The sequence below is a fragment of the Stenotrophomonas sp. NPDC047960 genome, assembly GCF_043204395.1.
In the GTDB taxonomy this organism is placed as follows: Bacteria; Pseudomonadota; Gammaproteobacteria; order Xanthomonadales; family Xanthomonadaceae; genus Stenotrophomonas.
The window spans coordinates 263,332-285,994 of record NZ_JBIDBX010000006.1; the positions used below are offsets into that span (position 1 = coordinate 263,332).

Here is a 22,663-nt window from a genome sequence, read left to right on the forward strand (position 1 = left end):
GGACATCGCGGCATTTTTTCTGGAACAGCGGACTGACCGTCCGCTCTACATTTTTTCCGCGCGCTGCCGCTATCTCCAAGGACCTCATGGATTGAACGCATGCAGCCCGGCGCCAGTGACAGCACCTCCGACACCCTTCTCGACGTCGCCGCCGGGGTAACCCTGCCGCCGACGGATGTGCTGCTGGACGACCACTCGGCGCACGACGCAGGCAGCGAGGCGGCTACCCCGGCACCCGGGGCCACGCTCTATCGCCTGCCGCAGGTGTCGGTGCCCGACAACGTGCTGCTCAAGGCGGCAGTGCAGAAACTGGTTGAACAGAAAACCCAGCTCGATCAGCTGGCCCGCAACCCGGCGCTGGTGGGTCTGCTGCCCAGCGAATGGCAAGGCACCGGCTCGCGCGGCGTGGACCTGCAGAGTTTCGTGCTCTCGGTGCTGCCTTACCTGCATAACGCCACCAAGGCCGAAACCGCGCCCGCGCGACTGCCGCTCAAGCATGTGCTGGGAGACAGCGGGCGCTGGGACCAGGCCGACGTAGCCGAGCCGAAATCGCTGGCGTTCTTCCTCGCCAGCGACGATCGCGCCACCGCAGGGGTGAAGGATCCGGCCGAGGCCTGCCTGGTCGCGCCGCTGGGCCTGGCCTGGGCACACGAGGGCCGCACCCGGCCAGGTTTCCTGCGCGATATGGGGTACACCAGCATGGCCGCGCGCGTACATGTGCTGCCGTACCCGGAACCGGGCCAGCTGGCGCTGTACAGCGTGGTAGCCAATGGCATCGCCCAGGTCTGGTGCGTGCTGGACCGGCGCAAGCTGCGGCCGCTGCTTGCACCGTGGCTGAGCGTGCCCCTGCTGACCGCCTATGGGGTCGCTGCGCCGGTGGCGTGGCCAACGTCGTATCCGCCGGTCGACGAGGTGGCACGCGCCCTGGCCACCGCGCGCACCGGCAGGGCCCCGGTGGAAGTGGACCTGCCCAAGGTGGCCGCCAAGATCGCCGAAGATGCCTCGGGCGAAACCTGGATGCCGGTGAGTCTGCTCCAGGTTGGGACCTGGGCGCCGCGCTGGCGCTATTTCCTGGCCACCTTCATCGCGCTGCCGGCTGCCTTGCTGGTGATTGCGGCGCTGGCGCTGCCAGGTGCGCTGGAAGCAGCTGCGGTGGCGGCGTCACTGGGCCTGGCCGCCGGCGCCATCGGCGCGTTGGCTGCGCCTTGGGTGCATGCGCGGCGGAAACACCTCAGCTGAGGTAACGACCAACGGTCGTTACCTACCGGAACAATCACCGTCGCTATGCCCGTCGGCGGCGGACCCGCGGAACAATCACCGACGCCATGCCCGTCGGCGGCGGACCCGCGGGCAGGTACCGACCGTTGGTCGGTAGTCCTCAGCCTTCATCCATCCGCTGCAGGCCTTCGCCCGCCAGGCGCAGGATCAGCTTCTCCAGCATCTGCTCCTCATCCTCGCTGAGCACCGACATCAGCTTGCGGGTGATCTCGATCACCAGCGGGGCAATGGTCTCGTAGACCTCGAACCCGGCCGCCGACAGCGCCAGCACCGAGCGCCGGCGGTCATCGCCATGGGTTTCACGCTTGATGAAGCCGCGTTCGAGCAGTCTGGCCACGGCCCGGCTGACCGCCACCTTGTCCATCGCGGTGCGGTCGGAAACCTCGCTTGCCGATGAGCCGGGGTACAGCGCCAGGATGGTGATCACCCGCCATTCGGGAATCGCCAGGCCGTAACGGTCTCCGTAGAGCTTGGCGATGTTGCCGCTGACCCGGTTGGACAGAACGCTCAGCCGGTAGGGCAGGAACTGTTCCAGGTCGAGCAGGGCGTGCGTGGCTCGGATGGTCTGGCTGCTGGGATCGGGTGGGCTCATGCTGCAGTGCACCTTGATGGTGGTTTCATGTGAAACTATAACCTTCTTTCCGGACTCCGCATTCTCGCGGGTCTGCCTTCCGCCCGCACCTGGTTTTTTTCCGGGGGTGGGCCGCTTTGGAGCCACGTCATGAGCAGCCAGCCCGCAACCGCGTCGCACGCCCCCAACCCGGGCATGCAGGTCACCACCTTCGAGAACCCGATGGGCATCGATGGGTTCGAATTCGTTGAATTCGCCGCGCCGGCCGGACGTGGCGCCGAGCTCCACGACTATTTCCGCAAAATGGGCTTCACTGCGGTGCTGCGCCACAAGCAGCGCGCCATCACCGTGTACCGCCAGGGCGGGGTGAACTTCCTGGTCAACGAGGAGCCCGATTCGTTCGCCTCGGACTTCGCTGAAAAGCACGGCCCGTGCGCCTGTGGCTTCGCCATCCGCTTCCAGAAGCCGGGCGATGAAGTGTTCAGGATGGCGCTCGGCAACGGTGCCGAAGCGATCGACTTCAAGCCGGAAACCAAGGCCGTGCCGGCCCCGGTCATCAAGGGCATCGGCGACTGCATGCTGTACCTGGTGGACCGTTACGGTGCTGCCGGCAGCATGTTCGATACCGACTACGCACCGATCGACGGCGTGGACCAGAACCCGGTCGGGTTCGGCCTGACCTTCATCGACCACCTGACCCACAACCTGTACTTCGGCAACATGCAGCAGTGGTCGGACTACTACGAGCGCCTGTTCAACTTCCGCGAAATCCGTTACTTCGACATCAAGGGCCTCAAGACTGGCCTGGTGTCCAAGGCGATGACCGCTCCGGACGGCATCGTGCGCATTCCGCTCAATGAATCGTCCGACCCAAAGAGCCAGATCAACGAATACCTGGACGCCTACAAGGGCGAGGGCATCCAGCACATCGCCTGCTTCACCGAAAACATCTATGAGACCGTCGAGGCGATGCGTGCGCAGGGCGTGGAGTTCCTGGATACGCCGGACACGTATTTCGAGGTGATCGACATGCGCGTGCCCGGACATGGCGAAGACGTGCCGCGCCTGGCGAAGAACAAGATCCTGATCGATGCCGATCCGGAGACCAAGCAGCGCAAGCTGCTGCAGATCTTCACCACCAACTGTATTGGCCCGATCTTCTTCGAGATCATCCAGCGCAAGGGCAATGAAGGGTTTGGCGAAGGCAACTTCACCGCGCTGTTCGAAAGCATCGAGCGCGACCAGATCAAGCGCGGCGTGCTGTAATTCACCAAAACGGACCCCGACCATGCCCACCTTCCTCGAATCGCGCGGCTACCAGACCGGTTTCGGCAACGAATTCGCCACGGAAGCGGTTCCCGGCGCACTGCCGGTGGGCCGCAACTCGCCGCAGCGGGTGGCGCGTGGGTTGTACGCCGAACAGCTGTCGGGCACGGCGTTCACCGCGCCGCGTGGCAGCAACCGGCGCAGCTGGTTGTACCGGATACGCCCGGCGGTCACCCATGGGGAATTCCAGCCCTATGCGCAACCGCGCCTGCACGGCGATTTCGAGCATGGGGCGGTGTCGCCGAACCAGCTCCGCTGGGATCCACTGCCGCTGCCCACCGCGCCGACCGACTTCGTCGATGGCCTGTACACCATGGGCGGCAATGGTTCGCCTGACGCGCACGGTGGCGTCGGCATCCACCTGTATGCCGCCACTGCGGACATGCAGGGGCGTTACTTCTACGACGCCGATGGTGAACTGCTGATCGTGCCGGAACTGGGACGCCTGCGATTGCTGACCGAGCTGGGCGTGATCGAGATCGAACCGCAGCAGATCGCGGTGATCCCACGCGGGGTGCGGTTCCGCGTCGAACTGCCGGATAGGCAGGCGCGCGGCTACGTCTGCGAAAACTTCGGTGCGCTGCTCAGATTGCCGGACCTGGGCCCGATCGGGTCGAACGGACTGGCCAACCCGCGCGATTTCGAAACGCCGCACGCGGCGTACGAAGACGTCGACGGCGCCTTCGAGTTGATCGCCAAGTTCCAGGGCCAGCTGTGGCGTGCGGACATCGATCACTCACCGCTGGATGTGGTGGCCTGGCACGGCAACTACGCACCGTACCGCTATGACCTGCGCCGCTTCAACACCATCGGCTCGATCAGCCACGACCACCCGGACCCGTCGATTTTCCTGGTGCTGCATTCGCCCAGCGATACCCCGGGCACCAGCAACATGGATTTCGCGATCTTCCCGCCGCGCTGGCTGGTGGCCCAGGATACCTTCCGGCCGCCGTGGTTCCACCGCAACATCGCCAGCGAGTTCATGGGGCTGATCCACGGCGCCTATGACGCCAAGGCCGAAGGCTTCGTGCCCGGTGGCGCATCCCTGCATAACAGCATGAGCGGCCACGGGCCGGATGCCACCACGTTCGAGAAGGCGTCCGCGGCCGACCTGAGCCGGCCGGACGTGATCAAGGACACCATGGCCTTCATGTTCGAAACGCGTGGCGTGATTCGCCCCACCGCGCAGGCGATGGACGCGGCGCACCGCCAGCGTGGCTACCAGCACTGCTGGCAGGGCCTGAAGAAGAACTTCCAGGCGTAATCACACACGGGCAGCGGCGATCAGCCGGCGTCGGCGCCGGCCTGCTCCAGCTGTGCCAGATGCGTCTCCGGCAGCACTTCGAAGAGACGCTGGCGTACGCGCTCGCAGTAGCCGGGTGAGGTCAGCCCAGCCAGCGCATCGAGGGCACTGCGCAGCGCGGCGACCACCTGCTCGTCGCTGCGCGCCTGCTGCAGGGCGTACAGCAGCGCGGCGGCCTGCGGGTGCCGTTGAAGTTCGAGAATGCCGAGCAGGTAGATGCGTGCGGCCACCAGCGAACGCCGGCGTTCGGTGACGGGAGCGGCACTTCCCGGCGCGGGGCTGGCCGCAGTTGCCGCAACGGGCTCGGGCGCGGGCACCGGTTCGGGCGGCGCAGTAGACACCAGATAGCCGCTCTGGATCAGCTGGATCACCATTGCCGACGCTTCCGGCCCGATCATCGCGGTGAGCTGGGACAGGTCGCGCTGGCCATCGCACAGGATCAGCAGGCGCCGTTGGCGCATGTCCAAGGGCGCGCGGTGGGCCTGCAGGGCGTCGCGGGCGAGGTCGGTCTTGCGCGGTTGCATGGTCGTGGGGTCGAAGCGGTGCAGGCCGAGCCTGAACGCTGCAGGTGTAACTGTGATGACAGGCACGCTATGTATGCACGCGCTGCACGGCCTCCGCGCTAGCCTGCGAACCACTCACAGGAGGGCGTGCAGATGAAGCAGCTGGCAAGCGTGTTGGCATTGGGTATCGCAATCGCGTTGGCGGGCTGCGACCGCCATCCAGAGCCCCCCTCGGCCGACGCCGAGGCTGCGGTGGTGGAGCCGGCTGCGGGCGCGGCGGCAACCGCAGCACCTGCGAGCACGCCCACTGCACCCGCGGCCGATCCAGCCGCGCAGGGTCCTGCGCGGCTGGATGGGTATGGCCCGTTGACCCTGGGTGCCAGCCTGGACGAAGTCCGCGCCGCCTGGAAGGAGCCCCTGCAGGGCGACGTCCCCGATGACTATTGCCACGCGCTCCGCCCGCAGGGCAGCCAGGCCGATGACGTGATCCTGATGGTCGAAGGCAAGCGGCTGGTGCGTTACGACGTCCGCAACGACCGCATCGTGGCGCCGGGTGGCGGCAAGGTCGGGATGTCGCTGGGCCAGCTGCAGACGCTGTATCCCGATCGCGGCGACCTGACCCCGCACAAGTACGACGAGAAGGGCCACAACCTGCGCGTGCGCCCGGCCAGCGAGGGCGGGGCGATCGTCAACTTCGAGATCAACGGCGATGGCACCGTCACCGCCTGGCGGGTCGGCAAGACCCCGCAGGTGGATTACGTGGAAGGCTGCTCCTGAGCCACCGCACGGGGCCGGGTCTCCCGGCCCCGTGCGCACCGCCTGTGCGCCGGGCCTGAACTGGCCCTAGAATCGGGCCACGCCACCTGGGGATGCACTGATGATCGCTGCCACCGCCTGGTTCCTGTTGGGCCTGCTGCTGCTTGCACTTGGGGGCGACTCCATCGTCAAGGCCGCCTCCGGGCTGGCCCAGCGCTTCGGTGCTTCTCCTTTCGTGGCGGGATTGCTGCTGGTGACCTTCGGTACCTCCCTGCCCGAACTGGTGGTCAATGCCCGCGCGTTCGTGGTGGGCGCCCAGGAGCTGGCGCTGGGCAATGCGGTGGGAAGCAATATCGTCAATGTGGGCCTGACCCTGGCGCTGGCGGCGCTCGCCGCGCCGCTGCTGGTGCGGGCACGCCTGCTCTCACCGTTGCTGGTGCTGCTGGCGTTGGCCAGCCTGGCGCTGATCGTATTTGGACTGGACGGGGTGATCGCGCGCTGGGAAGGGGCCTTACTGCTGCTCGGCTTCGTGGCGCTGCTTGCCTTCGTGCTGCGCCAGGCCCGACGCGAATCCGAGCCGGTACGCGAGGCGATTGCCGGTTACGCGATGACCCGTACCGGCCTGTTGCTCAACGTGCTGCGGGTAGTGTTCGCCGCCGTGTGCCTGTACTACGGCGCGCGGTGGGTGGTGGGTGCCGCGCCGGTGATGGGGGCCAGCCTGGGCTGGTCGCCCTTGCTGGTGGGCCTGTTGCCGGTGGCCATCGGCACCGCGCTGCCGGAAGTCGCTGCCGCGATCGTCGCCGCGCGCCGTGGCCAGGGTGACATGGTGCTGGGTCACGTGATCGGTTCGAGCCTGTTCAACCTGCTGGTGGTGGTCGGCGGCATGGCCGCGCTGCGCCCGCTGGCGCTGCCCGAGTCGTTCGTGAAGCTGGAGTTGCCGGCAGCGATCGCCTTCGTGCTGGTGCTGTACCCGATGCTCAAGGGCGACCTGAGGATCAGCCGGCGCGAGGGCGGGATCCTGTTGCTGGCGTTCGTGGCGTGGATCGCGCTGGAGCTGGCGTTGATCGGCTAGGGACACGCATGGCGTGTCCCTACGTCTCCGGGGGGGCGGTGGAATCCGCGCGCGTGGCGAGGCGTTCGTCGTCATCGCGCCCTTCTGTCATCGTGCGCGGACGCGGTGGCGGCAGCTGTTCTTCCTTCGCGGTCTCATGCCCGGGCAGGCTCGGCCGCTTTTCCATCATCAGCGACAGCGCGGCCTTGGCCATCATGTGCGCGCTGATCGGTGCGGTGATGAACAGGAATACGGTGATCAGCAGCTCACGCGGCTGCGGGTCTTCACCCAGGAAGATGTGGTACAGCACTGAACCGGCCAGTACGCAGCCCACGCCCAGCGTGCTGGCCTTGGTCGGCGCATGCAGGCGCTTGAAGAACGTGGACAGCTTCACCAGCCCCAGCGCGCCAACGAGGATGAAGAAGCAGCCAAACAGCAGCAGCAGCGACAGCGCGACCTGGATGAAGGTGATCATTCGACGATGTCCCGGCGCAGCACGAACTTGCTCAGCACCACGGTGCTGCCGAAGCCCAGCATCGCGATCACCAGTGCGGCTTCGAAATAGACGGCCGAATTGAGGTACATGCCGAACAGCATCAGCTCGGCGATGGCCGTTACCGACAGCGTGTCCAGCGCCAGGATCCGGTCGGGCACGGTCGGCCCGCGCAGCAGGCGCCAGGTGGCCAGCAGCATGGCCAGCCCGACCACGTGCATGCACACCGCCATGGTGGTCTGGATGAAGGTGAAACCGGTCATGGGAAAATCTCCATCAGCGGGGCTTCGTAGCGGCTCTTGATCTGCCGGATCAGTTCGTCTGGATCGTCCAGGTGCAGCACGTGCACCAGAAGATGGCGACGATCGTCGGACAGCGCGGCCGAGACCGTGCCCGGGGTCAGCGTGATCATGCTGGTGAGCGCGGCGATGCCATGGATGTTGGCGATATCCAGCGGCAGCCAGATGAAGCCGGGGTGGATGCGGCGTTCCGGGCCGAGCACCTGCACCGCCACGCGGATATTGGAGACCAGGATGTCCCACAGCGTCACGCAGATCAGCTTGGGCAACGGTCGCAGCGAGCCGATGCGCGCGAACTCGCGGTCCAGCCGGGCGGCAAACAGCGGGACCACGACGCCCAGCAGCATGCCGAGCAGGATCTGGCCGAGGGTGAAACTGTCGGACATCAGCACCCAGAAGCCGGTGACCATCACGCTCAGCGAGGTCGACGGGAACAGGCGGCGAAGCAGCGGGCGGCGGCTCATGGCTGGCGGATCTCCGGCGTGGCGGCGCGCAGTTCGCCCACGTAGTCCTGCGGGGTGAGCAGCTGCGTGGCCATTGCATCGGTGTATTGCATCAACGGGTTGGCGAACAGGCTCATGCCGATGCCGTAGCAGAGCAGCAGCGCGGCGGCGAACAGCTCCACGGTACGGGTGGGGGCCTTGCGCGGCGGCGGCACGCCTTCGTCCAGCACCGGCACCCGCCAGAACAGGCGGATACCGCCCCGGGTAATACCGACGATCACCATCAGGCTGCTGCCCAGTACCGCCGCCCACGCCACGCCGGTGTACGCCGCCGGCATACCGGCCAGCATCGCCGCCTTGGCCAGGAAGCCGGACAGCGGCGGCAGGCCGGCCACCGACACCGCTGCGATCAGGAACAGCACCGCCGGAGTTTCCTTGCCGGGCATCGGCGCGATGATTTCCTTGCGGTCACTCGCGCCACCGCGGCGGCGGCGGATCAGGTCGGCGATGAGGAACAGCGCCGCAGCCACGAAGGTACTGTGGGGCAGGTAGTACAGGCCTGCCGACAGCACCTGCGGGGTGCGTATCGAGAACGCGATGAACAGCGTGGCCGCCGATACCACCACCAGGTAGGAGATCAGCACGCGCAGGCGCGCGGCGGCAAGCACGCCCAGCCCGCCCAGGATCAGCGTGGCCACGCCGGCCCAGAACAGCCACTGGCTGCCGTAACCGGCCATCGCCCCGGCATCTTCGCCGAACCACAGCGAGCTTACCCGCAGCATCGCGTACAGCCCCACCTTGGTCATGATGGCAAACAGCGCGGCCACCGCTGCCGGTGCGCGTGCGTAGGCTTCAGGCAGCCACAGATACAGCGGCATCAGTGCGGCCTTGCTGCAGAACACCAGCAGCAGCAGGCCGAGCGTTGCCTTCACCAAGGTCAGGTGGGTGGGCGGCACCTCGGCGATGCGCTGGGACAGCTCGGCCATGTTGAGCGAGCCCAGCGAGGCATACAGCAGCCCCAATGCGATCAGGAACAGCGTGGAAGCGGTGACATTGAACACAACATAGTGCAGGCCGATGCGCATGCGCAGCCCGCGCCCGCCACTGAGCAGCAGGCCGTAGGAGGCGATCAGCATCACCTCGAAGAACACGAACAGGTTGAAGATGTCGCCGGTGAGGAACGCGCCGTTGAGGCCCACCAGCTGGAACTGGAACAGCGCATGGAAGTGCGGCGCCCGCCGGTCCCAGCCGGAACAGGCATGCAACAGGCACGGAATGGCCAGCAGCAGGGTGGTCAGCAGCATCCAGCTGGACAGGCGGTCGGCCACCAGCGCGATGCCCAATCGTGAGGGCCAGTCGCCAAGCAGGTACACCGCGATGGTCCCATCGGCAGTCTGCGCGAACAGCAGGGCCACCGCCGCCGCCAAGGCGGTGAGCGTGCTCCAGGCGACCGTGCGCTGCACCTTCGGCCCATAGCGGCGGTGTTCGACGAACAGCGAACACGCCGCACCGAACAGTGGAATCAGGATGGGCAGGATCACCGCATGGTTCACGGGCCGCCCTCCCGGCCGGGCGCGGTATCGGCCAGTTCTGCAGCCTCATCCTCGTGCGCGTCGACGTGGTCGCTGTGGTTGTCGCTGCGGCTGCGCATGGCGAGCACGATGCTCACGGCGGTCATGGCGAAAGCGATGACGATCGCGGTCAGGACCAGCGCCTGCGGCAGCGGGTCGGTGTAGTTGCGCAGGGTGCTGTCCACGCCTTCCTTCAGCACCGGCGCCTTGCCGGTGACCAGGCGACCGCCGGAGAAGATCAGCAGATTGGTGGCGTAGGACAGGAAGGTCATGCCGAGGATGACGTCGAAGCTGCGCGCGCGCAGCAGCAGGTAGATGCCGATTGCAGCCAGAACGCCGATCGCGCTTGCCAGGGCCAGTTCCATCAGTGGGTCTCCCCGGTGCGTGCCGAACGGCGGTTGGGATCGATCTCGCCCTTGCGCGAGTTGCGGGTGCGCGACGGCTTCACCGTGCCCATCATCGACAGGATCAGCATCGCCCCGCCGAACACCACCAGGTACACGCCGGTATCGAAGCCGATGGCGCTGGCCAGCGGCACCGTGCCGATCAGCGGCAGCGCCAGGTCCAGGTGCCCGCTGGTCAGGAATGGAACGCCGAACAGCATCGAGGCGCAGCCACTGACGATGGCGATGAGCAGGCCTGCGCCGATGCAACGGATGTAATCGAAGCCGAAGCGCGATTCCACCGAGGTGGTGCCCTGGATGACGTACTGGATCAGCAGCGGCACCGCCAGCACCAGACCGGCGATGAAACCGCCGCCGGGCGCATTGTGGCCGCGCAGGAACAGGAAGATCGATACGGTAAGCGTCAGGGGGAACATCACCTGGGCCAGATCAGCCGGCACCGGCAGCTTGATCGGCGGGCCGGGCATGATCTGTTCCGGTGCCATCCGCGATCGCCGCAGCATGGCGTGCACCACCAGCGCGGCGATGCCGAACACGGTGATCTCACCGAAGGTATCGAAGCCACGGAAGTCCACCAGGATCACGTTGACCACGTTCTCGCCATAGGCTTCAGGCAGTGCGCGCGCGAGCAGTTCGCCGGCCATGGTGTTGGGCGGCAGGGTCATCGCGCTGTAAGCCATGGCCGCAAGGCCACCGCCGCCAATCACCGCGATCAGCGCATCGCGGCGCTTGCGCCAGCGCGACTTCTCCGGCGGGGACTGCGCCGGCAGGTAGTTCATGCCCAGCAGCATCAGCACCAGCGTCACCATTTCCACCAGCAGCTGGGTCAGCGCAAGGTCCGGCGCGGACAGGAACACGAAGGTCAGCGACACCATCAGGCCGACGCCACCGACCACCAGGACCGCCAGCAGGCGCTGGCGGTAGACGAACAGTGCGCCCAGCGCGCAGGCCATCATCACCGCCCACAATGCCCAGCCCAGCAGCGGGATGGGCTGCGGCGAGGGCCAGTTCGGCGATACGGGGTTGGCTACGAACGGCGCGGCAGCCACGATGATCGCCACCACTACCAGCGCCATCAGCATGCGTTGCAGGCTGCCGTTGGCCAGCCCCTGGGTCAGCCGGTGGGCAAAGCCGAACACCAGGTCCAGCTGTTTGTGGAACAGGTTGCGACCGATGGCATGGCTGACCACCGCATGCAGGTTGATGAGCCGACGCAGGCCGAAATACAGCGCGATGCCGCCCAGCACCCCGGCGATGCTCATCATCAGCGGCATGTTGAAGCCGTGCCAGACCGACAGGCTGTACGCCGGCATGGCCGGGCCCAGGATCGAGGAGGCCGCTGCGTGCAGGATCGGGGCCACGGTGAGCGCCGGGGCCACGCCCACCGCCACGCACAGCACGACCAGGACCTCCACCGGCACTTTCATGAAGCGCGGCGGCTCGTGCGGCACCCGGTCAAGGTCATGCGGGCCCTTGCCGAAGAAGGTGTCGTGCACGAAGCGCAGGCTGTAGGCCACCCCCAGGACGCCGGCCAGCAGCGCGGCGATCGACACCGCGATGCGCATCGGCTCCGGCCCCTGCGCGGTGATCGCCTCGGCAAACAGCATCTCCTTGGACAGGAAACCGTTGAGCAGCGGAATGCCGGCCATGGCCAGCGAGGCGATGATCGCCAGCGCGCTGGTGAACGGCATCAGCCGGCGCAGCCCGCCCAGCTTGCGCATGTCGCGGGTGCCGGTTTCGTGGTCGATGATGCCCGCGGCCATGAACAGCGAGGCCTTGAAGGTGGCGTGGTTGAGAATGTGGAACACGCCGGCCACCACCGCCATCGGCGTGGACAGGCCGAACAGCAGGGTGATCAGGCCCAGGTGCGAGATCGTTGAATAGGCCAGCAGCCCTTTCAGGTCGTGCTGGAAGATCGCATTCCAGGCCCCGATCAGCAGGGTCAGCGCGCCGATGCCGCTGACCGTATAGAAGAACAGGTCGCTACCAGCGAGGGCCGGGTGCAGCCGCGCCAGCAGAAACACGCCGGCCTTCACCATGGTGGCCGAGTGCAGGTAGGCCGACACCGGGGTCGGCGCGGCCATGGCATGCGGCAGCCAGAAATGGAACGGGAACTGCGCGCTCTTGGTGAAGATGCCCGCCAACACGAGGAACAGGGCCCATGGGTACAGCGGGCTGGCACGGATCACATCGCCGGCGGCCAGCACCGCATCCAGCTCGAAGCTGCCGACGATGCGGCCGATCAGCAGCACGCCGCCCAGCAGCGCCAGCCCACCGCCGCCGGTCACCACCAGCGCCATCCGCGCGCCCTCGCGGGCGTCCTGGCGGTGCGACCAGAATCCGATCAGCAGGAACGAGCTGATGCTGGTCATTTCCCAGAACACCATCAGCAGTAACAGGTTGCCCGACAGCACCATGCCCAGCATGGCGCCCATGAACAGCAGCAGATAGCAGTAGAAGCGGTGGGCGTTGTCCTTCGCACTCAGGTAGTAGTGCGCGTACATCACCACCAGCGCGCCGATGGCCAGCACCATGCCGGCGAACATCCAGGCCAGCCCATCCAGCCGCACCGAGAACGCCAGACCGATCTGCGGCAGCCATTCCCCGAAACTGCGCACGACCCCGCCCTCAAGGATCGCGGGGGTCATTGTCGCGAGCAGCGCCAGACCGCCCACGGGCGCGGCCGCGGCCAGCCAGGCCGCCGCCGCGCGGGAGCTGTGGCGGAACACAATGAGCGCCACCGCCAGCAGGAAGGGCAGGGCGAGCAGCAGGAGAAGGCTGGGATTCATGCAGGGAATGCGGGATTCACGAGCAGGCCTTTCAGTCTAACAGGCAGGGATTTGTCGCCGATATACCCGATTACGCCACCAATTGCAGGCAACGTGCTTGATTCATCTTTTTGCCTCCAGCAGCGGGCTCCATTCGGCCGCGTTCAAGGCCGTATGGAAACGTTGCCGGCACTTTGCGATCTGAGTGGTCTCGCCACCGTTCAGCCCAGCAACGACAGGGCCTCCGCCCGCCCGTCAGCCACCTCGCAGATGAACGGAAGACGCGCCCCGGATCCTGCCCAAAGCCATGCTGGACCCGCTGCCGTGCAGCAGGAGTGAGCATTCATTTCGTTCAGGTTGGGCGCCAGTTGTCGACGTCTCGTAGTGCCAGGCCGTGCGTGGCAAAGCCAACCGTCAGTAAGCCAGGTCGAACTTCCGATAAGCCTTCGCCATCACCCATGCGGGCCCGATCAACAGATAGGTCAGATCAGTCAGGAAGCTGGGCTTGCGCCCCTCGAACTTGTGGCCGATGAACTGCGCGACCCAGGCCACCACGAACACGCCCAGCCCCAGCCAGGCCAGGTTGGCCAGTCCGATCTCGGCTTCCAGCAGCCGGCAGGTGCAGCCGCATACAAAGAAGAAGGCGAGCATGCCCAGGCCCAACCGGCGCGACAGGCGGTTGTAGAAGCACCACGCGGTAAACATCGCCAGGCCGGCCCAGACTCCGTACTGGAACCAGGTGATCAGCGGTGGCAGGCACCACAGCAGGGCAATGACCGACCACAGGATTGCCGGCACCGCCACCACGTGAATGCGCTGGTTCAGCGTATTGCGGTGGTCGTCGGAATAGCTGGCGAAATAGCGGTCGATGGGCCGCACAAGCTGGGTGGTCGTGGACATTGAGCCTCCGGATTGGGCACAGGATACTCCCGGAGACCCCGATGCAACGGAGCCGGCCTGCCGGCCGGCTCCGGGCATCTGATCAATCCACCGAGATCCCGGCCAGGCGCTGCAGCGCCTCGGCGTACTTGGCGCGGGTGCGCTCGATGATGTCCGCCGGGATGTTCGGGCCCGGGGCGGTCTTGCCCCAGTCCAGCGTCTCCAGGTAATCGCGGACGAACTGCTTGTCGTAGCTCGGCGGGCTGGTGCCCACCTCGTATTCGTCGGCCGGCCAGTAGCGCGAGGAATCCGGCGTCAGCATCTCGTCCATGATGTACAGGCGGCCATCGGCATCGGTCCCGAACTCGAACTTGGTGTCGGCCAGGATGATGCCATGCTCGCGCGCGTAATCGGCGGCGAACTTGTAGATGCGCAGGGTGGCATCGCGCACGCGCTCGGCAAGGTCCGCTCCGACGGTCTTCACCATCGCATCGAAATCGATGTTCTCATCATGGTCGCCCACGGCGGCCTTGGTCGAAGGAGTGAAGATCGGCTCGGGCAGCTGCTCGGCCTGGCGCAGGCCGTCGGGCAGTTCAATGCCGCTGACCTTGCCGGTGCGCTGGTAATCCTTCCAGCCGCTGCCGATGAGATAGCCGCGGGCGATGGCTTCCACCGGTACCGGCTTGAGCTTGCGGGTCACCACCGCGCGCTTGGCGTACAGCGCCGGGTCCACGCCGTCGGGCAGCACGCTGGCCACATCGATGCCAGTGAGGTGGTTGGGCATCAGGTGCGCGGTCTTGGCGAACCAGAAGTTCGAGACCTGGCAGAGCATTTCGCCCTTGCCGGGAATCGGATCGGGAAGCACCACGTCGAAGGCCGACAGACGGTCGGTCGCGACCATCAGCAGGTAGTCCCCCGGCGGAGTGCCGGCGGGCAGCCGTTCGCGCGGAATGTCGAAAACATCACGCACCTTGCCGCGATGGCGCAAGGGCAGGCCGGGGAGATCGGATTGCAACAACGTGGTCGGCACGGGCACTCCTGAGGCTTCGTCGAGACAGCTGTCCAGGGCACCCGGAGGGCCCGCAGGGACAGCGGGCGGCCTAGTGTAAAGCGGGTTGGGCCCGCTGTGACGTAAAATAAGGTCCCTTCGTTGCCCCGGCCGCCCCGACGACCATGCGCTGGTACGGAAAACTGCTCGGATTCATCGCCGGCGCCCTGCTGTTCAGGCCCAACCCGCTGTTCGGGGCCGTCATCGGCCTGCTGATCGGCCATGCCTTCGACGCCGACTGGTTCCGCCTGAACAGGGAGAACCCCTACCGGGAGCTGGGGCTGACCTCCGAGGCCACCGACGCCGAAGTCGATCTGGCCTACCGCCGGCTGATGTCCCAGTACCACCCTGACAAGGTGGTGGGCGCGGCCCCGGAGCTGCGTCAGCAGGCCGAGCGCAGATCGCGCCAGCTCAACGCCGCCTACGACCGCATCAAGACCCTGCGCAAGCGCTGAGCGCGCGCCGCCCCTCTCTTTACGTCCCCAAGGCACCGGCCATGTCCAACTGCATCATCGCCCCGTCCATCCTGTCCGCGAACTTTGCCCGCCTCGGCGAGGAAGTGGACAACGTGCTCGCTGCCGGCGCCGACTGGGTGCACTTCGACGTAATGGACAACCACTACGTGCCCAACCTGACCATCGGCCCGATGGTCTGCCAGGCCCTGCGGAAGCACGGGGTGACCGCCCCCATCGACGTGCACCTCATGGTGGAGCCGGTGGACCGCATCATCCCGGACTTCGCCGAAGCCGGCGCGACCTACATCAGCTTCCACCCCGAAGCCAGCCGCCACGTGCACCGCACCATCCAGCTGATCCGCTCGCTGGGCTGCAAGCCGGGCCTGGTGCTCAACCCGGGCACTCCGGTCGACATCCTGGACTGGGTGCTGGATGACCTGGACCTGGTGCTGCTGATGTCGGTCAACCCCGGTTTCGGTGGCCAGGCCTTCATTCCCTCGGCGCTGGACAAGCTGCGCGTGGTGCGCCAGAAGATCGATGCCAGCGGCCGCGACGTGCGCCTGGAGATCGACGGCGGGGTCAAGGCCGACAACATCGGCGCGATTGCCGCGGCCGGTGCCGACGCCTTCGTGGCTGGCTCGGCGATCTTCAACGCCCCGATCAGCTACAAGGACGTGATCGACCAGATGCGCCACAACGTGGCCAAGGCCCGGGGCTGAGCATGGGCGCGGCCGGCCTGCAGATCCGCGACGCCACGGCTGCCGATGCCGCGCTGATCCTGCGCTTCATCCGCGAACTGGCCATCTATGAAAAGGCCGAATCGTCGGTGCAGACCGACGAGGCCGGGATCACTGCCAGCCTGTTCGGTGCCGACGCCAAGGCGCGTGCGCTGGTCTGCGAAGCCGATGGGCAGGCCATCGGGTACGCGGTGTACTTCTACAACTATTCCACCTGGCTGGGCCGCAACGGCATCTACCTGGAAGACCTGTACGTGAGCCCCGCGCAGCGCGGCAGCGGCGCCGGCAAGGCGCTGCTCAAGCACATCGCCCGCATCGCCGTGGCTGAAGGCTGTGGCCGCTTCGAGTGGTCGGTGCTGGACTGGAACGAGCCGGCGATCAGGTTCTACGAAGCGGCCGGCGCCAAGCCGCAAAGCGAGTGGACGGTGTACCGGCTCGAAGGCGAAGCACTGAAAGCGTTCGCCCAGAACCGGTAGGTATCGACCGTTGGTCGATACGCCGTCTGCGCGCGGATAAAAAAAGACCGCACTCTTGCGAATGCGGCCCTGGGAATAGCGGGAGGCTGATCCTGCCTCCATCCATCGTCCCTGCTATGGACTCCCATTCTCCGGGCCATCGGTGACCGTTTGATGACGTTCACCGCCCCTGACACATCGCACTGCTAGCCTGCGCCTCCCCCTACCGTGGAAGTGCTGCATGCGTGGTCCCCGCTGGCGTCTGATCCTCAACGGCAAGTCCACCGGCAACGACGACCTGCGCGCAGCCGTGCACGCGCTGCGTGACGAAGGGGTCACCCTGGAGGCGCGCGTCACCTGGGAAGACGGCGACGCCGAGCGCTACGTGGCCGAGGCGATCGAGCATGGGGTGGATACCATCATTGCCGCGGGCGGCGACGGCACCCTGAGCGAGGTGGCGGAAACCCTGGCCCACCGCGATGAGGCCGCCGACGCCCTGCCTACCCTGGGGCTGGTGCCGCTGGGCACCGCCAATGACTTCGCCACGGCCGCCGGCATCCCGGACGAGCCGTTGCAGGCGCTGAAGCTCATCCAGGCCCAGGCGGCGCGTCCGGTGGACCTGCTGCGCATCGATGCCGATGGCGAGCTGTGGTGGTGCGCGAATGTGGCTAGTGGTGGCTTCGGTACCGAGGTGACGGTGGAAACCGACGAGGGCCTGAAAAAGGTCCTCGGCGGGCTGGCCTACCTCGTGACCGGCATCTCCCGGCTGGGCCGGATCGACCCGATCCGGGCCCGATTGCGCGCGCCGGACTTCAACTGGGAAGGGGGCTTCATTGCGCTCGGCATCGGCAATGGTCGACAAGCCGGTGGCGGCCAGGTGTTGTGCCCTGATGCCCTGGTCAATGACGGCCTGCTCGATATCACCGTGATCCCCGAGCTGAGTGGCGAAGTCGCCTCGACACTCGGCGCGCTGATCCGGGGCGGCAAGCAGGGCGCATTGGAACAGGTCGCCGAACGCACCCGCGCGCCGTGGGTGGAGATCGAAGCCGACGAGCCGATGACGCTCAACCTGGATGGCGAACCAGTACGCGCGCGCCGCTTCCGCATCGACTGCGTGGCAGCACGCGTGCGCATGCACCTCCCGCTCGACAGCGCGCTCCTGCAGTAGCCGCTGGCGCACCGCCGTAGAGCCGGGCTCTGCCCGGCTGTTCAGAGCAGCGGAACATCCTCTTCCCGCGATGGAAACTTGAATGCTTCACGCTTCTTGCGAATGTGCTCAGGCATCGGCGGACGCGGGATGTTTCGCTCGACCAGCCACTCCTGGCACTTCTTCTGCCACGGCAGAAGGTCGGGCGTGGTGATCTCCCAATAGATGTCCTCCACCATCATCTGGCGCGCGGGACTGTTTGATCCCGACGCAGCGGGTGCGGAAAGGGTCGGGTCCGCGCCGTGCTCCAGCAGCCAGTAGGCTGCGTCGAAACCACCGCGGGCGGTATACCAGCTCAATACCGTATCGGCCTTGCCGAGGTTGTTTTCGTTTACCTTCGCGCCTGCTTCAACCAACTGCTGGACGTTCTTCCATTGATTTCCGTTGATGAACGCCTGGAACAGCAGCGTTTCCCCGCCGCTGCTTCGCGTATTCGGGTCGCCGCCGTGCTTGAGAAGCAGTTGCAGGAAGGCCGGGTCCTCCAGTCGGACGGCATACACCATGGCGTTATTGAACTTGAAGGGCTTGCCGTCGATTTCGCGGACTTGTCGTGCATTCGGATCAGCGCCGTTGTCGAGCATCGCGCGCAAGCCTTCCACGCTGCGGGTGCGAAGCGGCCATGCCAGCAGGGGAATTCCGTCACGCTTGGCAAACTCGACGTCCGGGTTGACCCCCTTGTCCTTGATCAAGCGCCGCACTTCGTTGGCATCACCGCGTTCACTTGCGTTGGCCAAGGCCAGCGCGTTGCCTTCGAAGTACTGGGCCGCGCCCTGGGCCGACGAAGCGGCACAGCCGCTAAGCGCGAAAACTGTGAACCAAACCGCAAAAAGAACGGCGTTCGTTGTCATCGTGTGAAGGCGCGTCGGCATGTGCTTCCTGGAATTCAGCCCGTGAAGGGGTGACAGTAGCAAAGTGTTCTAGTATTCGATAACGCGGGCGTCTCAAGGGGATCGCGCGCGTTCACTGTGCAATGGAGCATGCCATGAGTGGTCTCGACAACGAGGCGCGTACCCGCGCCATCCAGGAACAGAATCGTCTCGTCCAGCAGCTGCGCGACAGCGGCAATGAAAATGAGGCAGACCGACTCCAGGAAACCTATCACGCGCGCGAGATGTCCGGTCTCGCTGCGGACGTCTATCTTTCGGCCAAGCACGATGGTGAACCGCCTGCGGGATGGACGCGTGCGAGTCTTGATCCCGCAGCGCTGCGCGCCGCCGGAATCGAGATGTCAGATGCCGAGATCCGTACCCGCCTGCAGCCGCCCGATTCCGGTTTCCGTGCGGAAATCTATGTGCCTGACAAAAGCGTGTTTGGCGAGAACGCCAAACCGGTGGTGGTGTTCAAGGGCTCGACCGGTGAAATCGTCGACCCTGGCGCGCCGAACGGTCGGCGGGAGTCCGGTGGTGAGGACTTCCTCAACAATGGCCAGCAGGGCATCGGCATGCGCAGCGATTACTACGATCGCGCGATGCAGTTGGGCGCGTTGCTGAATCAGAAGACGGGGGGCAACTTCGAGATCGCCGGTCACTCCCTGGGCGGTGGCATGGCATCCGCCGCCTCTGCCGTTACCGGCGTCCGCGCCACCACCTTCAATGCGGCCGGCCTCCACCCGGACACCGCTTCGCGTTACGCAAAGGACAATGGGCTGCCGACGTTCAACCCACAGCAGACCGTGCATACCTACCAGACCAGCGGTGAGGTGTTGAACGATGTGCAGAATGGCCTGCAGCGTTTGAACGAGCATCAGCGTAACGGTTACGGCCTGCTGGCCAACGAAACCAGCAAGCTGTTGCAGGAGCCCTTGATGCAATCGCTGGTGACCGAGAAGATGCGCGACATGTTGCCGCCGGGCGCACAGACCGCTGCGGCGCAGTTCGTCGAGCAGCTGGGCTCCAAGCCCGGCAATGAAGCGCTGCGCAACGTGCCAGTGGCTGCCGGCCACATGGAACTCGTGCTCGAGGCCAAAACGCGCAATGCGCAGGGCGAGCTGGTCGATCGCGCCCGCACCGCCGCACCGAGCCAGGTTGCAGAGTTGGCCGGGCCGCTGTCCACCGTGCTGCATGCCGGGGCGCAGGGCATGCGCGCTGGACGAGTGGCTGGCGAACAGGTCGAGCGCGCCGGGTCCGGCGTGGCCTACGCGTTGGACAAGACCGGCGATGGTCTGGAGCAGGTCGCGCGGGTCCAGGGCATGGTTGTGGGCAAGGTGGTGGAAACAGGCTCGGCCACGTTGCGCGTCGGCGTGCAGGGCGGAACCACCGTGATCGCCAGCGGGCGCGAACTGACGGGCATGGTCGAAGCCACACGCGACCGCGTGCGCGGCCATCTGATGGCCGGCCCGCTGTCGGCATTGTCGGCGGGTGCGGATCTGATCGGCCTGGATGACGTGTCGAAGCGTCTGCAGGCCAATGCCGACCACATCCGCACCACCCAGGAAGGTCGTGCGGTCGCTGCCGAGCGCGAGGCTCGTGAAGACGCTGCCACCGTGCGTGCGGCGGGCCAGCGTGTGGCTGACGGCATCGATCGCCAGGGCCAATGGGTCGCCGGAACCCTGCGCAATGGCTATGCCACGGCCGGTGCCTACGTGGACCAGGGCTACGACTTTTCCGCATACCACGTGAAGAACGTGACTGCGCAGGCGCCGGCGGTACTGGCCACAGTCGGAGGCGTCGGCACCGCAACGGTGGCGGCCGTAGCCACCCATGTGCCCACCGCCAACCGGCCACAGAACCTGCTCAACCTGGCCGAAACCGTCGTGTTCGCCAATCGCATCATGCCGTCCTTTGGCGAGGCAGCCGCCCGCCACGGCATGGCCGATACCGTCATCCCCAGTCTTGACGCCGAACTCGGCAAGCAGGAAGCCAGGGCCCGCGCGCTGCTGGAACAACACGAACGCATCCAGCGCCCGGCGGAGAAGCACGCCGCCGTCGCCGCCGAGCCCGCCACGCTGGTGGTCGGCATCAACGATCCGGGCCACAGGCAATACCACATGTTCCAGGGGGCCCAGTCCGGCATCCACGGCATCGATGCCGCCCACAACCGTGTGCCCGACCTGCAGAGCGACCAGCTGGCCGGTGCGCTGGCGGCGAAGGCCACGCAGGAAGGCCTGGAACGCATCGAGCGGGTGGTACTCAGCGAGGACCGCACCCGCGTGTTCGCGGTCGATACCCAGGACCTCACCTCCGTGCACCGTCACCTGGCGCAAGTGGACGTGGTGGCCGGCCGGCAGCAGCCGCTCAGCGTGAGCACCGAGCAGGTGGCCGAGGTCAATCGCCAGCAGGAGCGCGCCGCTGCGGCCCCGGCGCTGGTGGCCGACCTGGGCGCCGAACAGCGCGAGCAGGAACAGCAGGCCGCGCGCCGCATGGGCTGACGCCTCCGGCCCTGTTGGCGGCTGAACCGCCAGCAGGGCCGGGCGTGGACCGCGCGCACCCGGGTTCCATCCGGTGCCGCCTATGCGGTACAGTCCCCGGGTGTCCATTCTGACGACCCCGCATACCCTTTCTTCCGCTCGCCGTTGGTGGCGATGGTGGCCTGTTGCCGTCGTCCGTCCCGCCACCGCCGTTTCCCGGAAGGAAAGTCGTCTTGATCACGCTCGAGCAGTTCCAGCAGCAGGCCGCTGAAGGCCACACCCGCATCCCCGTCGTCCGTGAAGTGCTGTCCGACCTGGACACGCCGCTTTCGGTCTATCTGAAGCTCGCCGACGGCCCGCATACCTATCTGTTTGAATCGGTCGAAGGCGGCGAACGCTTCGGGCGCTATTCCATCATCGGCCTGCCGGCCCGCCGCGTGTACGCCTTCCACGGCCACACCCTGACCGTCAGCGAAGCGGGCCAGGTGGTGGAAACCCGTGAGGTGGCCGACCCGTTCACCGAAGTGGAGGCGCTGCGCAGCGCCCATTCGGTGCCCAAGCTGGCCGGGCTGCCGGGCTTCACCGGCGGCCTGGTGGGCTGGTTCGGGTTCGAGTGCATCGGCTACATCGAACCGCGCCTGGCCCCGCCGCGCGGCCGCGATGAACTGGGGACGCCGGACATCCTGCTGCTGCATTCCGAAGAGCTGGCGGTGTTTGACAACCTCAAGGGGCGCCTGTACCTGATCGTGCATGCCGACCCGGGCCAGCCCGGTGCGTGGGACGAGGCGCAGGCGCGGCTGGACGGCCTGGTCGCCAAGCTGCGCGCCCCCGGCGCGGGCTACCCGGTGCCGATCACCCGCGATGTGCTGGACGAGAACGATTTCGTCTCCGGCTTCACACGCGAAGGCTTCATCGCCGCCGTGGACAAGTCCAAGGAGTACATCCGCGCCGGCGACATCTTCCAGGTGGTGCTCAGCCAGCGCCTGAGCGTGCCGTTCAAGGCGCGCCCGGTGGATGTGTACCGCGCGCTGCGCGCGCTGAACCCGTCGCCGTACATGTACTTCCTCGACACCGGCGACGTGCAGGTGGTCGGCTCCTCGCCGGAAATCCTGGTGCGCCTGCAGGACGGGGAGGTCACTGTGCGTCCCATCGCCGGTACCCGCCCGCGCGGCGCCACGGTGGAAGAAGACAACGCGCTGGAAGCCGAACTGCTGGCCGATCCAAAGGAGCGCGCCGAGCACCTCATGCTGATCGACCTGGGTCGCAACGACGCCGGCCGCGTTTCCAAGGCCGGCACGGTGGAAGTGGGCGAACAGTTCGTGATCGAACGCTACAGCCACGTCATGCACATCGTCAGCGAAGTGACCGGGCAGCTGCAGCCGGGCCTGAGCTACGCCGATGTGCTGCGCGCCACGTTCCCGGCCGGCACGGTCAGCGGCGCGCCGAAGATCCGCGCGCTGGAAGTGATCCGCGAACTGGAGCCGATCAAGCGGAATGTCTACGCCGGCAGCATCGGCTACATCGGCTGGCACGGCGATGCCGACACCGCTATTGCGATCCGCACCGCAGTGATCAAGGACGGCCGCCTGCACGTGCAGGCCGGCGCGGGCATTGTCTACGACTCGGACCCGGGCAAGGAATGGGACGAGACCATGAACAAGGGGCGCGCGCTGTTCCGCGCCGTGGCCCAGGCCGCCAAGGGCCTTTGATATTCGCGGTGTGCCCGCCAACGGCTGGTGCCACCGATTTCCCATTGCATCCTTGATTCCA

Annotated in this window: 22 protein-coding genes; 11 read left to right on the top strand and 11 right to left on the bottom strand. The window is 66.6% G+C overall.

What is annotated here, in order from left to right; all coding sequences use genetic code 11:
* Positions 1 to 99: 99 nt before the first annotated feature.
* A complete protein-coding gene (locus tag ACGFZ3_RS14760) occupies positions 100 to 1,239 on the top strand; it encodes a hypothetical protein (RefSeq protein WP_392922631.1) in 1,140 nt (379 codons plus the stop codon).
* A gap of 139 nt (positions 1,240 to 1,378) precedes the next feature.
* On the opposite strand, the gene ACGFZ3_RS14765 is transcribed toward ACGFZ3_RS14760, so the two are convergent.
* On the bottom strand, positions 1,379 to 1,870 hold the full coding sequence (locus tag ACGFZ3_RS14765) for a MarR family winged helix-turn-helix transcriptional regulator (protein WP_068854306.1): 492 nt from the start codon (positions 1,868 to 1,870) through the stop codon (positions 1,379 to 1,381).
* 129 nt (positions 1,871 to 1,999) lie between these two features.
* Here ACGFZ3_RS14765 and hppD point away from each other — a divergent pair, with 129 nt between their 5' ends.
* Both hppD and hmgA read left to right on the top strand, forming a co-directional pair.
* Positions 2,000 to 3,115 carry a 4-hydroxyphenylpyruvate dioxygenase gene (gene hppD, locus ACGFZ3_RS14770; RefSeq protein WP_392922635.1) on the top strand — a complete coding sequence of 372 codons (1,116 nt, stop codon included), beginning with the start codon at positions 2,000 to 2,002 and terminating at the stop codon, positions 3,113 to 3,115.
* A gap of 22 nt (positions 3,116 to 3,137) precedes the next feature.
* Positions 3,138 to 4,439 (top strand): homogentisate 1,2-dioxygenase, encoded by a 1,302-nt coding sequence (gene hmgA, locus ACGFZ3_RS14775; protein WP_392922638.1) that lies wholly within the window; start codon positions 3,138 to 3,140, stop codon positions 4,437 to 4,439.
* A gap of 20 nt (positions 4,440 to 4,459) precedes the next feature.
* Here hmgA and ACGFZ3_RS14780 read toward each other — a convergent pair whose 3' ends face one another.
* Positions 4,460 to 5,002, bottom strand: a complete 543-nt coding sequence (locus ACGFZ3_RS14780) for a hypothetical protein (protein WP_392922641.1) — start codon at positions 5,000 to 5,002, stop codon at positions 4,460 to 4,462.
* Between the two features lie 132 nt (positions 5,003 to 5,134).
* Here ACGFZ3_RS14780 and ACGFZ3_RS14785 point away from each other — a divergent pair, with 132 nt between their 5' ends.
* Entirely contained in the window at positions 5,135 to 5,758 is a 624-nt protein-coding gene (locus ACGFZ3_RS14785) for a hypothetical protein (protein WP_392922644.1), read from the top strand.
* Between the two features lie 100 nt (positions 5,759 to 5,858).
* The gene (locus tag ACGFZ3_RS14790; protein ID WP_392922647.1) at positions 5,859 to 6,809 is read left to right on the top strand and encodes a sodium:calcium antiporter; all 951 of its coding nucleotides are present in this window, start codon (positions 5,859 to 5,861) and stop codon (positions 6,807 to 6,809) included.
* A gap of 19 nt (positions 6,810 to 6,828) precedes the next feature.
* Here the strand turns inward: ACGFZ3_RS14790 and ACGFZ3_RS14795 are convergent, their stop codons facing one another.
* The 8 genes from ACGFZ3_RS14795 to ACGFZ3_RS14830 form a co-directional block, all read right to left on the bottom strand.
* A complete protein-coding gene (locus ACGFZ3_RS14795; RefSeq protein WP_392922650.1) occupies positions 6,829 to 7,263 on the bottom strand; it encodes a Na+/H+ antiporter subunit G in 435 nt (144 codons plus the stop codon).
* Entirely contained in the window at positions 7,260 to 7,544 is a 285-nt protein-coding gene (locus tag ACGFZ3_RS14800; protein WP_068854300.1) for a K+/H+ antiporter subunit F, read from the bottom strand. Before ACGFZ3_RS14800 ends, ACGFZ3_RS14795 begins: the two co-directional genes overlap by 4 nt.
* A complete protein-coding gene (locus ACGFZ3_RS14805) occupies positions 7,541 to 8,044 on the bottom strand; it encodes a Na+/H+ antiporter subunit E (RefSeq protein WP_392922654.1) in 504 nt (167 codons plus the stop codon). The genes ACGFZ3_RS14800 and ACGFZ3_RS14805 overlap by 4 nt, the downstream gene beginning before the upstream one ends.
* A complete protein-coding gene (locus ACGFZ3_RS14810) occupies positions 8,041 to 9,576 on the bottom strand; it encodes a monovalent cation/H+ antiporter subunit D (RefSeq protein ID WP_392922657.1) in 1,536 nt (511 codons plus the stop codon). Before ACGFZ3_RS14810 ends, ACGFZ3_RS14805 begins: the two co-directional genes overlap by 4 nt.
* Positions 9,573 to 9,959 carry a Na+/H+ antiporter subunit C gene (locus tag ACGFZ3_RS14815; protein ID WP_392922660.1) on the bottom strand — a complete coding sequence of 129 codons (387 nt, stop codon included), beginning with the start codon at positions 9,957 to 9,959 and terminating at the stop codon, positions 9,573 to 9,575. The genes ACGFZ3_RS14810 and ACGFZ3_RS14815 overlap by 4 nt, the downstream gene beginning before the upstream one ends.
* Positions 9,959 to 12,787 carry a monovalent cation/H+ antiporter subunit A gene (locus ACGFZ3_RS14820; protein ID WP_392922663.1) on the bottom strand — a complete coding sequence of 943 codons (2,829 nt, stop codon included), beginning with the start codon at positions 12,785 to 12,787 and terminating at the stop codon, positions 9,959 to 9,961. Before ACGFZ3_RS14820 ends, ACGFZ3_RS14815 begins: the two co-directional genes overlap by 1 nt.
* Before the next feature lie 393 nt (positions 12,788 to 13,180).
* Positions 13,181 to 13,666 carry a DUF962 domain-containing protein gene (locus ACGFZ3_RS14825; protein WP_095363152.1) on the bottom strand — a complete coding sequence of 162 codons (486 nt, stop codon included), beginning with the start codon at positions 13,664 to 13,666 and terminating at the stop codon, positions 13,181 to 13,183.
* A gap of 82 nt (positions 13,667 to 13,748) precedes the next feature.
* On the bottom strand, positions 13,749 to 14,675 hold the full coding sequence (locus ACGFZ3_RS14830; protein WP_392922668.1) for a phosphoribosylaminoimidazolesuccinocarboxamide synthase: 927 nt from the start codon (positions 14,673 to 14,675) through the stop codon (positions 13,749 to 13,751).
* Positions 14,676 to 14,818: 143 nt separating this feature from the next.
* Here ACGFZ3_RS14830 and ACGFZ3_RS14835 point away from each other — a divergent pair, with 143 nt between their 5' ends.
* The 4 genes from ACGFZ3_RS14835 (at position 14,819) to yegS (ending at position 17,508) form a co-directional block, all read left to right on the top strand.
* Entirely contained in the window at positions 14,819 to 15,148 is a 330-nt protein-coding gene (locus ACGFZ3_RS14835) for a DnaJ family molecular chaperone (protein ID WP_392922671.1), read from the top strand.
* Between the two features lie 41 nt (positions 15,149 to 15,189).
* Positions 15,190 to 15,867 carry a ribulose-phosphate 3-epimerase gene (rpe, locus tag ACGFZ3_RS14840; protein ID WP_068854293.1) on the top strand — a complete coding sequence of 226 codons (678 nt, stop codon included), beginning with the start codon at positions 15,190 to 15,192 and terminating at the stop codon, positions 15,865 to 15,867.
* A 2-nt stretch (positions 15,868 to 15,869) separates the two neighbouring features.
* A complete protein-coding gene (locus ACGFZ3_RS14845; protein ID WP_392922677.1) occupies positions 15,870 to 16,361 on the top strand; it encodes a GNAT family N-acetyltransferase in 492 nt (163 codons plus the stop codon).
* Positions 16,362 to 16,581: 220 nt separating this feature from the next.
* Positions 16,582 to 17,508: a lipid kinase YegS gene (gene yegS / locus ACGFZ3_RS14850; protein WP_392922681.1), complete on the top strand. Its 927-nt coding sequence runs from the start codon at positions 16,582 to 16,584 to the stop codon at positions 17,506 to 17,508.
* Between the two features lie 41 nt (positions 17,509 to 17,549).
* On the opposite strand, the gene ACGFZ3_RS14855 is transcribed toward yegS, so the two are convergent.
* Positions 17,550 to 18,416 carry an ankyrin repeat domain-containing protein gene (locus tag ACGFZ3_RS14855; RefSeq protein WP_392922685.1) on the bottom strand — a complete coding sequence of 289 codons (867 nt, stop codon included), beginning with the start codon at positions 18,414 to 18,416 and terminating at the stop codon, positions 17,550 to 17,552.
* A 113-nt stretch (positions 18,417 to 18,529) separates the two neighbouring features.
* Here ACGFZ3_RS14855 and ACGFZ3_RS14860 point away from each other — a divergent pair, with 113 nt between their 5' ends.
* Together ACGFZ3_RS14860 and trpE are read left to right on the top strand one after the other, a co-directional pair.
* Complete coding sequence (locus ACGFZ3_RS14860; RefSeq protein ID WP_392922689.1) at positions 18,530 to 20,914, top strand: XVIPCD domain-containing protein; 2,385 nt, start codon at positions 18,530 to 18,532, stop codon at positions 20,912 to 20,914.
* 212 nt (positions 20,915 to 21,126) lie between these two features.
* On the top strand, positions 21,127 to 22,602 hold the full coding sequence (gene trpE / locus ACGFZ3_RS14865) for an anthranilate synthase component I (RefSeq protein ID WP_093534930.1): 1,476 nt from the start codon (positions 21,127 to 21,129) through the stop codon (positions 22,600 to 22,602).
* The last annotated feature ends 61 nt before the right edge of the window (positions 22,603 to 22,663 follow it).